At 32.7% G+C, this 14,114-nt stretch carries 7 protein-coding genes; all 7 read left to right on the top strand.

From position 1 onward, the window contains the following. The first annotated feature begins 14 nt into the window (after window positions 1-14). The 7 genes from ACFQ1R_RS08480 to ACFQ1R_RS08510 all read left to right on the top strand — a co-directional run bounded on the left by ACFQ1R_RS08480 (window position 15) and on the right by ACFQ1R_RS08510 (window position 14,108). Complete coding sequence (locus ACFQ1R_RS08480) at window positions 15-1,958, top strand: RagB/SusD family nutrient uptake outer membrane protein (RefSeq protein ID WP_379925725.1); 1,944 nt, start codon at window positions 15-17, stop codon at window positions 1,956-1,958. Window positions 1,959-2,053: 95 nt separating this feature from the next. Further along, complete coding sequence (locus ACFQ1R_RS08485; protein ID WP_379925726.1) at window positions 2,054-3,571, top strand: rhamnogalacturonan acetylesterase; 1,518 nt, start codon at window positions 2,054-2,056, stop codon at window positions 3,569-3,571. A gap of 319 nt (window positions 3,572-3,890) precedes the next feature. Next, window positions 3,891-6,128, top strand: coding sequence for a fasciclin domain-containing protein (locus tag ACFQ1R_RS08490; RefSeq protein ID WP_379925727.1), 2,238 nt, complete (start codon window positions 3,891-3,893; stop codon window positions 6,126-6,128). 1 nt (window position 6,129) lies between these two features. Beyond that, window positions 6,130-9,405: a SusC/RagA family TonB-linked outer membrane protein gene (locus ACFQ1R_RS08495; protein WP_379925728.1), complete on the top strand. Its 3,276-nt coding sequence runs from the start codon at window positions 6,130-6,132 to the stop codon at window positions 9,403-9,405. Window positions 9,406-9,423: 18 nt separating this feature from the next. After that, window positions 9,424-10,917, top strand: coding sequence for a RagB/SusD family nutrient uptake outer membrane protein (locus ACFQ1R_RS08500; RefSeq protein ID WP_379925729.1), 1,494 nt, complete (start codon window positions 9,424-9,426; stop codon window positions 10,915-10,917). 11 nt (window positions 10,918-10,928) lie between these two features. Further along, on the top strand, window positions 10,929-12,614 hold the full coding sequence (locus tag ACFQ1R_RS08505; RefSeq protein ID WP_379925730.1) for a fasciclin domain-containing protein: 1,686 nt from the start codon (window positions 10,929-10,931) through the stop codon (window positions 12,612-12,614). A gap of 42 nt (window positions 12,615-12,656) precedes the next feature. Next, complete coding sequence (locus tag ACFQ1R_RS08510; RefSeq protein WP_379925731.1) at window positions 12,657-14,108, top strand: fasciclin domain-containing protein; 1,452 nt, start codon at window positions 12,657-12,659, stop codon at window positions 14,106-14,108. Window positions 14,109-14,114 lie beyond the last annotated feature (6 nt).

Consider the following 14,114-nt stretch of genomic DNA (forward strand, 5'->3'; position numbering starts at 1 on the left):
AAAACAAATAAATTATGAAAAATTATAAATCATTATATATCAATTTAATGCTTGTAGCTTCTTTAGGTCTCACCTATTCTTGTAGTGAAGATTTTTTAGAAGAAAAATACAATACCGTATACAGTAAAGAATATTACAAAACAGAAGCCGGTATTCAAGCACTTTCTGTTGGAACTTATTACCAAGTTTTTGCTTTAGACATGAACCGAGAGGTGCCGCTTACTGCAACAGAATCAGGAACAGACGAGTTTCACGTTGGAGGCGACCCATCAAACGGCTTATGGAACTCATACGCTTCGGGATTTGGTTCATTTGTAACTGTATCAAACTCTAATACTGTTGCAGCAAATACAAATTGGGATAACTTATACATGGGTATTGGAAATGCTAATCAATTAATTGAATCTGCAACTAATATTGTATCAACAAATGATGCCATCAAAAAAATAGCTTTAGGAGAAGGGTATTTTATGAGAGCGTATAACTATTTAAAATTAGTAAGACAGTATGGAGGTGTTCCTTTAAAGTTAACTGTTAGCAATACTGTTGAATTGGAATTTACAAGAGCAACAGCAGAACAAGTTTATAGCCAAATTATAGACGATTTAACACAAGCTTATAATTTATTAGCTAATTCTGGAGCACCTAACAAAATTACAAAAGATGCGGCAGCTCATTACTTGGCAAAAGCTTATTTATCACGTGCAAGTGAAATTAACGATTCTTGGAATTCAGCAACTAAAGCTGCCGATCTTCAGAAAGTAGTTACACTTTCAGATGAAGTTATTGCAAACCACCCACTAGCTCCTAACTATGTTAATTTATGGGATTTTAAAGCTGCAAATGGGGCAAATGAAAAATTATCTGAATTAATTTTATCTGCCGATTTTAACTCAAATCAATTAACAACAGGAGGTAATCAACAACATTTATATTTCATTTCAACCTATGATCAATTGCCTCAAATGATTCGTAATACATCAGGAGGAAGACCATTTAGTCGTTTAGCACCAACTTACTTTACGTATGATGCTTTTGACAAAGTTAATGATTCCAGATTCTGGAAAAGTTTTCAAACAAAAGGTATGGTTAATAATAAATCTGGCAATTACTATGTTAATGGGGACTTAGGTTATATGTATGTAATTAACAGTCCATCTGACACACGATTTACTAAAACAAGAAATGATGGCACCATCATTTATTCAAAAACCGGAAAAACAATCCCTAGTGTATTTGTTGCTTATGCCGCAGACAATTTTGGTTTAATGAAAGATGTAAGATTCCCTTCTTTAAGTAAACACATGGATGGTTCAAGACTTGATTTCAATAATACAAAAGGTAGCCGTGATATGATATTAGCACGTTCTGCAGACACTTATTTATTGGCAGCGGAAGCTAAAGTACGCTTAGCTAAATTAGGAACAGGAACATATAGTGACGCTTTAAGTTATATAAACGTTGTTCGAAACCGTGCTACATATAAATCAGGTGAAGATCGCGCTGCTTATACTGACGGATCTGCGGCATGGACTGCTGCTGGACAAGGAACAAGAGCAGTATCTTTTATGCCTGAAAATTCGTATTACGAATCAAATAATATACCTGTAGCAACTACCGCTACAAATTTAACAATAGCAAGTATTAATACTCTTCCTGCTGCTGATGAAGCTATAATTACAAAATTAGGTTACACCACTGATTATGACCGTATGCTTTGCTTAGTTTTAAATGAACGTACCAGAGAACTTTGTGGCGAATTTCATCGTTGGGAAGACTTAAGTAGAACTAAAACTTTAGTAGCTAGAGCTAAAGCTTACAACCCTGAAGCTGCTCCAAACATTAAAGACTATCATGTTTTAAGACCAATACCACAAACATTTTTAGATGCTATTTATACACAAGGTCGTCCTTTAAATGCTTCTGAAAAAGCTGCGATGCAAAACCCTGGATATTAATCCATTTTGCTTAATATTAAAAAAATGGAGGTAAATTACCTCCATTTTTTTTTATATAAATTTACAATACATTAAAAATTGATTAAAATACTACCATGAAAAATTTAAAATTTCTACTATTATTTTTTCTTTCAACTATATTTATAAATTGCAAATCTATTACACAATCAACTTCTGAATATGTAAAAAAGCCTACTGTTTACACCGTTGGTGATTCTACGGTAAAAAATGGACGTGGAGACGGTTCTGGAGGTCTTTGGGGTTGGGGCGATTTTATTGGTCAATATTTGGATTCAACCAAAGTAAACGTAGAAAACCATGCCTTAGGTGGTACCAGCAGCAGAACTTATCAAAACCTTGGTTTATGGGATGCTGTATATAAAAAATTAAAAAAAGGCGACTATGTTTTAATACAATTTGGGCATAATGATAACGGTCCTATAAACGATACTATTAGAGCAAGAGGCACTATAAAAGGTACTGGAAACGAAACACAAAAAATAGATAACCTTATTACTAAAAAACATGAAATTGTACATTCATATGGCTGGTATATTAGAAAAATAGTGAAAGAAGCCAAATCTAAAGGCGCTATACCAATTGTAATGTCACCTATTCCAAGAAATGATTGGAAAGGTCATAAAATACCAAGAAACAATGAATCTTACGGCTTATGGGCTAAACAAGTAGCTACACAAGAAAACGTAACATTTATTGATTTAAATGAAAAAATGGCTACAAAACTTGAACCATTAGGAGAAAACCAAGTAACCGGCACTTATTTTTACAAACGAGATCACACTCATACTACTGCAAAGGGTGCTGTTCTTGCTGCTTCATGCATTATTGACGCCTTATATTACACAAATAATTCACTAAAACAATTTATAATTAACAACCCAAAAATAGTATTACCGAAAAAGAAAAATATTTTTTTAATAGGCGATTCTACCATGGCAAATAGCAGCAACCCAAACACAATTGGTTGGGGTGTTGCATTTTCGCAATTTTGCGACACTTTAAGGCTTAATATTATAAATAAAGCTGTTGGAGGTAGAAGTACACGATCTTACACTTTTGAAGGTAAATGGGATGCTGTAAAAAAAGAATTTCAAAAAGGCGATTATGTTTTTATACAATTTGGCCATAACGATGCAGGAAATATTGATAAAGAAAAATACCGAGGTTCTTTAAAAGGCTTAGGAGAAGAAACACAACAAGTAGAAAGAGATAGTACTACCGAAACTGTACACACTTATGGCTGGTATATGAAAAAAATGATAAGAGACATAAAAGAAAAAGAAGCTATTCCAATAGTTTTAAGTTTAACACCAAGAAATGAATGGCCAAATAACAAAGTAGAACGTAGAACAGATACATATGTAAAATGGGCTAAAGAAGCTGCAGAAATTGAAGACGCTTTTTATATAGATGTAAATAATATTATAGCCATTAAATATGAAGATCTAGGAAAAGAAAATGTAAAAGTATTCTTTCCACAAGATCATACCCACACTAATTTGGAAGGTGCAACATTTACAGCTTTAACTATTGCAAAAGTTTTAAAAAAAAATAAAGAAATAGGGTTACGTGATTTTATTGAAATTGATTAATTTATTTTTCCAATAAACCTCAACTAATCAACTAAATTCATCAGGCCAAAAAGCAAAAAAGCTTTAATGCTGAATTTTCACTTAAAACATATATACTATTTTACCCTTAATAGTTGTTAAATTAATATACTGAAATAAACATAAGTTTGGCTTTTTATGTAAAAAAATTAAAATTATTTTACATAAAACCCTACAAACACAGGATAGTACAGGATAGAAACCCTATTTCATAATAATATTTTTGAGTGTTAAAGTTTTCGTAAAGAAATGTTAATTAAAATATAATGTCAGTTTCAACAACTTTATAAGTCATCACATAATGAAGAAAAAAATACTCTATTATTTGCTTTTTTTACCTCTTATTTTTTCTCTTACTAATTGTAGTAGCAAAGAGGAATTTGACAAGTATTATGCAAGACCTGATTATCTTGAACCTCCAATTTACCAACAATTGGAAGCCCAAGGAAATTTCAATACACTTACTAAGCTTATAGAAAAAGCTGGCTATAAAGACATTTTAAGTAAAGCTGGGTATTGGACAATGATGGCTCCAAACGACGATGCTTTTACTGCTTTTTTCCAAGAACAAGGAATTGCAAATGTTGCAAGTATAGATTCTGTACTTGCCTCAAAAATAGTAAGATACGCATTAATTTATAATGCATTTCGTACCGAAAGACTTTCAGATTATCAATCCAGAACAGGTTGGGAAGAAGATAACGCATTTAGAAGAAGAACTGCTTATTATGATGGGTTTCAAACTAAAACCATTAATGGCAGCCCAATGGTTGTAGCTGGTTCCAACAGAAACAATGCTCCTGGAGCAGATTACTATGTCCCAGGTGATAATAACAACAAATACATAACCTACTTTGTTGATGAATACATGACTGCCTTTGGGTTAGGTGCGAGTGATTATAATTATTTTTTTCCAAACACAACCTACACAGGTTTTAATATACTTAGCGGGCAAACTGTGAAAGCTGATATTGTAGCTGAAAATGGTATCATACATGAAGTGAATAAAGTGTCTCTACCACCTATAAATCTAGACCAAAAACTTGAAGAAAGTTCAAAATATAGCCTCTTTAGAGAGTTATTAGAAACCAATTTAGTGCAATATGTTTTTGATCAAGATGCAACGACAACATACCAAAACTTTACCCGAAAAACAGATAAAGTCTATGTTAAAGTTTATGATCCAGCTTTGTCTTTTTCGCCAAACAATGAAAACTATATAAAAGAATCGGACAATGATGGGCAAAATGATGCCTACACCATATTTGCTCCTGAAAATGCTGTATTACAAAAATTTATTGATGATGTGCTTTTAAAAAACTATCCATCGCTTGATAAACTTCCAAAATATGTATTTGAAGATTTTTTCAATGCTCATATGGTGAAAAATGCTGTATGGCCTTCATTAGTTGCTGGATACAGTAATGCCTTGGAAGAAGATATTCGAATAAACATGAACACCAATGTTACTGAAGCAAAAGTACTAAGTAATGGTTTCTTCTATGGAACAAACAAAATTCAAGAATCAAATTTATTCTTTACCGTTTATACTTCTGCATATTTAGATCCTAGATTTACACTAGCAACGCGTTTATATAACGATGGTTCTGGTTATAGAGAAATAATAAGTAACATAACTGGAAGATATACATTGTTTTTACCATCCGACACTGCACTACGAGGACTTGGATACGACTACAATATAAACCGTAGTGAATGGGTATACACTTCTCCTTCAACAGGCAATACAGTTACAGGAACATTGGCCAGAACTAGTTTACTTCGCGTGCTATATAACGGAATTATTCCTACGCCAAATAATGAATTAAATGATTTATCTGGCTCAGGTATTATTCGATCAGGAGATTTTGACTTAGCTGGTGAATATATTAAGTGGCAAAATAATCAGGTTTGGGCTGCTGGCAATGAAGTATTAGGAAACAAAGTAAATATTTTAGGCTACGAAGACCAAAGAAACGGTCGTACGTATTATATTGACAAACTCTTACAGTTTAGTGAAGAACCCCAAGGATTGGATATAAAAGCATTGGGAACAACCTCAGGTTCACAGTTTCAATTTTTTTACATTTTGCTACTTTATTCTAATATTTATGATAGTGCAACAGGAAATATACAAGGTGTAGAATTAGGAACATCATATACATTTGTTATTCCAAAAAATTCTGCCATTCAACAAGCTGTTCGCGATGGTGTGCTTCCTGGAAATACCACTACTGGAATTCCAACTTTTATACCTGCAAATCAAATCGATAAAGATAAAGTATCTGACTTTATTAGGTATCATATTTTAGCTACACGAACTGCCTCTGCGGATGGACTTATTAATGGATTAACAGAAACATTACGTAAAAGTTCACTTGGAGAAAAAACATATATAAATATTGTAAATGCTCCAGGCGACCTTAGTTTCGTTGATTCTAAAAATAGAATTTCAAATTATATCCCAAGTTTAAGTAATAACCTAGCCGATCGATCTCTAATTCATTTAGTTGACAACTATTTATTATACCAAGAATAAAATGAAACATAACTTTACCAAACTTTTTTACTGCTTTATATTGTTCTTAATCACCATGTCGTCTTTAAAAGTTTCTGCTCAAGAATCTGATATTATTAGAGGGCAAGTGTTAGATGCAACCACCAAAGAACCATTGCTTGGAGCAACCGTAATAGAACAAGATTCAGAAAAAAGAACCGTATCTGGCGTTGTTACAGATTTTGATGGAAATTTCGCTATACGGGTTAAAAATATTAAAAACCAATTAGTTATATCAACTTTAGGTTATAAATCCAAAATTATATCAATTGGCAATCAAAGAAACTTTAAAATAAATCTAGAAGTTTCAGTTGAAGGCTTAGATGAAATAGTTATTAGTGCTACTAAAGCTACAGAAAGTGGCTTACTAAATATAGCAGAGCGTAATTTAACCACAAGTGCAGTTACTATTAAGGCTAGTGAAGTTGAAAACACCCAAGCGGCTTCTATAGATGAAGCACTTCAAGGTAGAGTACCTGGTGTTGATATTGTTGCTAATTCAGGAGATCCAGGAGCTGGAATGCAAATTCGTATTCGTGGAACATCTTCTATTACTGGCTCATCAGATCCATTAGTAGTTGTTGATGGTATGCCTTATGAAACCTCTATTCCTGAAGATTTTAACTTTGGTTCTGCAGACCAACAAGGTTACGCTGCATTATTGAATGTTGCGCCAAGTGATATAGAAAGTATTACCATATTAAAAGATGCTGCTGCTACAGCCATGTGGGGTGCGCGTGCTGCAAGTGGTGTGTTAATAATTAACACAAAAAGAGGATCTGTTGGAGCACCAAAAATAGGCTATAGTTTTACAGGAACTTCTTCAAAAGTACCTCAAACAATACCTATGCTTAGTGGTGACCAATATTCACAGTTAATTCCAGAAGCATTTATGAATCGTAATGGTTCTCCTCTTAATACACTTACTGTAAAAGAGTTTCAATATGACCCGCAAGAAGTATACTGGTATAAAAACTATGGCAATAATACCGATTGGGTTGCTGCTATTACACAAACAGGTATAACTGGAGAACACAACCTATCTTTACAAGGTGGTGGTGAAAAAGCACGTTATTTTACATCTATAGGTTATTACAGTTCAAAAGGTGTTACTAAAGGAACAGGCTTTGATCGTATAAATGGTCGTTTAAACTTAGACTATATAGTTTCTGATAGAATTCGCTTTAAAGCAGATATTTCATATACCCGTACAGATACTGAGCGTAATTATGTAAATGGTACAGGAAGTGGTGATCGTGTTAGAAGTGTAGCTTACAATAAAATGCCTAACATGAGTATTTATGAATATGATGATGTGGGTGACTTAACGCCAAATTATTTCTCACCAGCAATTAATATTCAAGGTTCTTACTCTCGTACATACAATCCTTTGGCATTAGCAGAATACGCCTCTAACACACAAATTGGCAATAGAATTGTACCTCATTTCAATTTAAAAGTTGATATTGTTCCTGAAAGATTAATTTCAACTTTCGATTTACAGTTCGATTTCAATAGTACAAAAGCAAAAGCATTTTTACCACAAAATGCTACTGGAAGACCATTTACTGAAACTGTTGTAAACAGAGCTTCTGATGCAGATGTTGATGCTACAAGTGTTACTTCAAAAACAAATTTTATATACACACCAGATATTGGGCAAAAGCATAGTTTACAAACTATTTTATCGCTTCAAACTAATGATTATCGCTATGAATCGCATCAAGCACTTACATCCAATACCGCATCTTCATTATTAACAGATCCATCAGTACCATCAAGAACTCAAAATTCTGAGTTAACTTTATACAATAACAACAGTCAATCACGTAGTGTTGCTGCATTAATTAATGCCCAATATAGCTTATTAGATAGATACATTATTAATGTTGGACTTCGTGGTGATGGAAATTCAAAATTTGGACCTGAAAATCGTTACGCACTTTTTCCTTCAATTTCAACAAGATGGAGAATTTCTGGCGAACCGTTCATGAAAAATCTTGATTTTATTGATGACTTTAGTTTTCGTGCCAGTTTAGGACAATCAGGTAGAGCACCACGTTATGATTACCGCTATTTTAATGTTTATGGAAACTTTCCTTCAGAATATTTAGGATATAGTGGTGTATATCCTCAAAACATGGAGCTATCTAATTTAAAATGGGAAACCTTAACAGGTAAAAATTTAGGTATCAACTTACAATTATTTAAAAAAAGTATCATACTTGACGTTGATGTTTACCAAAACAGAACAAAAGACCTTCTTTTTCCAAACATAGATGTTACTTCTGTTTCAGGTTATTCAAATATTTCAGACCAAAATGTGGGTGTTATTGACAATCAAGGTTGGGAAGTTGGACTTTATACAACACCCTTAAAAACAGATAAATGGAGTATAGATTTCAACTTTAACATATCAAGAAATGAAAACGTAATTCGTGAAATTTCAGAATTTTTTCCTAGTGAAAGTGGTAATATTGATAGAAACGGGCAATTTAAACGTTTTCTTCAAACTGATAATCCTTTTGGTTCATTTTACGGATATAGATTTAAAGGTGTATATTCCGACTTAGCTTCAACACAGGCAAAAGATGCTAATGGCAACGTTATTACAGGTCCAAACGGGCAAACTGTTTATATGCGTTTTAATTACCCAAATACTGATTACATATTCCAACCAGGTGATGCAATTTATGAAGATGTAAACCATGATGGTAATATTGATAGTAGAGATGTTGTTTACCTAGGTAACAGTAACCCTAAGTTTACAGGTGGTTTTGGACCATCTATTACCTTTAATAAACAGTATAAATTACTATTGTTCTTTACTTACCGCTTAGACTATGATATAGTTAATGGTACCGATATGCTAACAACAAACATGTATTCTTACGATAACCAAAGTACAGCCACATTATCACGTTGGAGAAACCCTGGAGATGTAACTAATATGCCTCGTGCAGTTTATGGTGCTGCTTATAACTGGCTTGGTTCAAACCGTTATGTAGAAGATGCATCTTTTTTAAGATTTAGATCTGCAACCTTTAGCTATGCTTTTGAAAAGAATTTTTTGAAAAACTTAAATCTTGATGATTTAAATATTTATTTCACAGCAGATAACATTTTAACATTTACAAAATATAAAGGACAAGATCCTGAAGTAAATCTACCAAATGGAGATCCTTTTGGAATAGCAATAGATTATTCAAGAACGCCTCCTACTCGTCGTTTTACAATAGGTCTTAGAACCAGATTTTAATACTAAACTACTTGATTCATGCGAACAAAACTAACATATACGCTAACTATAATCATAGCAACACTAAATCTATCATGCGATAGTTATTTAGATTTAAAACCTGAAGACGGCACAATACGTGAAGAATTTTGGAAAACAAAAGAAGATGTTCAAGCAGCCGTAATAGGTATCTATTCTGCTATGCTAAACACGCCACCATCTGAAAGCGACCTTACACTTGCTGAATATACATTTATGTATGGAGAACTTAGAGCTGATATGGTAAGCCCTGGAGCTTTTATGTCTGACGATCAAATAGATATGTTAACCTCTAATATTTTACCATCAAATACGCTTACAACATGGTCTCAATACTACAGAATAATAAATTATTGCAACACAGTTATAGATTTAGCACCTAGTGTTTTACAAAATGACCCAACCCTTACACAGGTGAAATTAAATAATTTTCTTTCTGAAGCTTTAGCAATTCGTGCCTATTTATATTTTACCCTAGCACGCTCTTTTAAAGATGTTCCATTAAAATTAGAAGCAACCCTATCAGATCAAGATAATTTTCAATTACCTGTTTCATCGCAAGCAGACGTATTTAAGCAAGTTGTAGCCGATTTAACTAAGGCTGAAGGTTTTGCTGTTGAAACTTACAACAATATTCCAGAAACCAAAGGACGAATTACAAAAAACGCTATAAACGCAATGCTTGCAGATGTTTACTTATGGCAAGAAAACTACGAAGATGCTTTAATAGCAGCTAATAAAGTTATTAATTCTGGTTCTTTCGCATTAATTAATGCAAGTCCACAATGGTTTAATACGGTATTTGCAAGAGGAAATTCAACAGAAAGCATATTTGAACTTCAATACACAACACAAAACCTTAATCCTTTTTATAGTATCTTTCTACAACGCCCTCAATATTTAGCATCACCTTTAGTATTAGAAGGTGTTTTTGGTGTTGATTTTGAAGATCCTTTAAATAAAGATATACGTGGAGAAAGAACTTCATTAGTTCCTGGCACAAATGAAATTTACAAATTTACAGGTCTAAATACCGAACAACGCAAAGCTTTATCAGAATCTGACACACATTGGTTCATTTATAGATATGCAGATGTTTTATTAATGAAGGCTGAAGCTTTAAATGAACTAGGCCAAGGTGAAGAAGCATTAAATATTATTGAAAATATCCGTTTAAAACGAGCAGCTATAGACGAAACTGCACAACAAATTGCTTTAGATGACAAAGCTGGTATAAGATTATACATTCTTGCAGAACGCTCAAGAGAGTTTGCTTTTGAAGGTAAACGTTGGTTTGATGTTTTACGTAACGCTCGTAAAGAAAATTACTCTTACTTAAACATTTTACTTGCCGTAGCATTAAAAAGTGCTCCTGCAAATCAACAACAAAGCATTATTGCTAAGATGAAAGACTCTAATAGCCATTATTTACCTATTAATGAAAATGAGCTATTTACAAACAAAGCATTGGTACAGAATCCGTTTTATAAATAAAAAATATAGTCATGAAAAAATTATTAAACTTTCGCCATTTATCTAGACTTGTACTTACAGTTCTAGCGACTATTTTTGTTTTAAACTGTACGTCTGAAAAATTTAAAGAATCAACTGACGACACTTTGAACATAACTGAATATTTAAGAGCTAATAGCGAGTATTCACTTTTTCTAGAAATTTTAGATGTTACAGGTTACGCTTCATTTATGAATACTTACGGAACCTATACATTATTTTTACCTACTAATGATGCAGTAACAAGTTTACTAAATCAATTAGGAGTAAATTCTGTTAAAGATATTCCACTAGAAGACTTAAAAGAACTTGCTAAACTTCACATATTACCGCAAACAGTAAACACAACATCATTTACTGATGGGAAAATAGCTAGCCCAAGTTTACAAGGCCAATTTATAATTACGGGTGCTGCTTTTATTGAAGGAGCTTCAAGTATTACGGTTAATAAAGAAGCAAGAATAGTTTCTTCAAACATAATAGTTGGAAATGGAATAATTCATGTATTAGACAAAGTATTACGTGTTGCAAATAAAACATTAGCCAAAACTATAGAAGAAGACGCTTCACTTTCTCTTTTTACCGAAGCGCTAAAAGCAACTGGTTGGTATGATAAACTTAACAAACCTGTTACTTATGATCAAGATAGTATTTCCAGCCATTTAAGTGTTTTTGCCCAAACCAATGAGGTGTTTCAAAAAAACGGCTTAAATAATCTTAATGATCTAAAAGCTAAATACAGCCATTTAAACGATCCTTTAAACCCTGAAGACAGTCTTAATTTATTCGTAGCATATCGCATTATACCCGGTCTCAAATACATGGCCGATTTAGCTGTAACACCTGCGATATTAACAAAAGCTCCTCTTGAGGTTATAACTATAAAACTAGCATCAGACTCTCTTTTAATTAATGAAGTTACATTTAACGGTGTATTAGAAAAAGGTGTTGAAATTAATCGTACTACTAGTGATGTAACCACCTCAAATGGTGCACTACATTATGTGAAAAACAACTTTTTTATTAAAAAGAGATTTCCTCAACCTGTTTATTTTGACTTAGGAGATCAACCTGAAATAAGACAATTAAGCTCAGTTTTTAGAAAACCAGGCAATTTCGTTTCGTTATCTAAAAGTCAATTAAGTGAAGTTGACTGGCCAGACAATCAATCGCTAACCTACGTTGCCGCTTCTATTGGAGATGGTGCTTATTTAGATAGAGCATGGAATGGAGATGTAATAGAGTTATTACGTTTTAGAAATGGCTTTTTAGACCCTATAACATTTGATACACCTGTAATTATTAAAGGTAAATACAAAGTTTGGGTATCTTATAGAACAAATGAAAGATCTTCAGCCTCTACACAAGTATCAATAAATGGTATTCCTATGTCTAGAACAATTAATTTTAGAGAATATGGTAATACTACAGAACCTGAACGTGTTCTAGAATCGCAAGGATATAAAAGACATATTGAACCACACACTAACCGATTTAACTGTAGACTTGTTGGAATTATCGACATCCCTACTACAGGAAGACATAAAATAACATTTGAAGCATTACAAGATAGTAGTAATGGACAAACATGGATAGATGTGGTTGAATTTAGACCAATAGATATGGATCAACTTTATCCGAAGTTTCAAGCAGGTGGTCCTGGACTAATTTACCAATAACAACTCTAATTAATAATAATAGATAAACTAATCCATCAAAGGATGATAACAACTAACAAATACATAAAAGGCTTATTTGCAAGTATTGCTTTAATTGGTGCTGTTTCATGCTCAGACCCTTGGGATGATCACAACAGTACTAATGATGATAATTTAAAACAAAACTTAAACGAACGCCTTAAAAACACTACAGAAACAACAGAATTTGCAAAATTAATTGCTGAAACTGGTTTAGATATTGAATTGTCTAATTCTAAAACTTACACCGTTTGGGCGCCTACAAATGCTGCTTTAAGTCAAGTTGACCCAGCTCTATTAAGCAATTTAGATAAAAAACGCTTATTTGTACAAAACCACATAGCTTTAACAGCGTTTTCATCGGTAACCGAAAAAGATACTGTAACAATACAAATGTTGTCAAACAAATATCTTGAATTTAAAAACGGATCTATAATGGCAGATGCTAGTGTGATAACAGCAAATCAATATGCTTCTAATGGTTTGTTTCACATCATCAATAAAGCATTAGAACCTAAATCTAATATTTGGGAATATTTAAAAGAAAATACAGGAAGTAGTAATTTAAGTGCTTACTTACAAAGTTTAACCCAATTTAACTTGTATAAATCGGATAGTATTGCCAAAGCTTTCGAGTTTCATAAAATCTATTCAGATTCACTTACCAACTCGTACCTAAAAAATGTTTATAACCTAAACAACGAAAAAAACAAATACACTTTTTTCTTACTAGAAAACGACGCTTACAATATTGAAGTTGAAAAATTAGAACCTTATTTAATAAAAAGTAATCAAGATTCAACCACAACATACGCTAGTTACTTTACATCTAGAGATTTTGCTTTTCATAAGGCTATTGCTAGAGAAAATTTGCCAGACACTCTTACATCGAGATTTGGTGTAAAAGTACCAATAAACAAAAATAATATTGTAAGAGAAATTCAATTAAGTAATGGCATTATATATGTAATGAATGCGTTAGATGTTCCTCTTAAAACTCGTTTGGTTACCTCAAAAATTGAAGGTGAAAAACCTGTAGGATTTAGCAGAAATGATAAACGCACCAACACATTTTACAGAGAAAAAAATGATAATAATGGTGTTTTATTTAATGACATCATGATACAAAACCATGGCACACCTTTGTTTACTATAAACTATAGTGCTTCAAACCTTTATAGCACAACGTATAAGGTATATTGGCGTGCCGTAAACGATATTCAAGCAAATACATTTCAACAAAGTTTACGCATAGGTGGAACGAGGCAAGTAGATGGTACAGTGTTAGACCCTATAGCAGAGTTACCTTATACTGATGTACCTCCAAATGTATATGATGAAATATTTATAGGAGAATTTACTCTAAACGAAGCTGGTACTATAGATTTAATATCACTTATTGCCGCAAATACTGGTGTTAACGGTAATAACACCTTAAGCTTAGATTACCTAAAACTAGTTCCAGTTATTAAATAAATGTCT

Origin of the sequence: Mariniflexile jejuense (genome assembly GCF_042675665.1) — a bacterium.
Classification (GTDB): domain Bacteria; phylum Bacteroidota; class Bacteroidia; order Flavobacteriales; family Flavobacteriaceae; genus Mariniflexile; species Mariniflexile jejuense.

Coding starts and splice junctions, on each gene's coding strand:
- ACFQ1R_RS08500 (WP_379925729.1), top strand. CDS start 9,424: ATGCGAACAAAACTAACATATACGCTAACTATAATCATAGCAACACTA.
- ACFQ1R_RS08490 (WP_379925727.1), top strand. CDS start 3,891: ATGAAGAAAAAAATACTCTATTATTTGCTTTTTTTACCTCTTATTTTT.
- ACFQ1R_RS08480 (WP_379925725.1), top strand. CDS start 15: ATGAAAAATTATAAATCATTATATATCAATTTAATGCTTGTAGCTTCT.
- ACFQ1R_RS08510 (WP_379925731.1), top strand. CDS start 12,657: ATGATAACAACTAACAAATACATAAAAGGCTTATTTGCAAGTATTGCT.
- ACFQ1R_RS08505 (WP_379925730.1), top strand. CDS start 10,929: ATGAAAAAATTATTAAACTTTCGCCATTTATCTAGACTTGTACTTACA.
- ACFQ1R_RS08495 (WP_379925728.1), top strand. CDS start 6,130: ATGAAACATAACTTTACCAAACTTTTTTACTGCTTTATATTGTTCTTA.
- ACFQ1R_RS08485 (WP_379925726.1), top strand. CDS start 2,054: ATGAAAAATTTAAAATTTCTACTATTATTTTTTCTTTCAACTATATTT.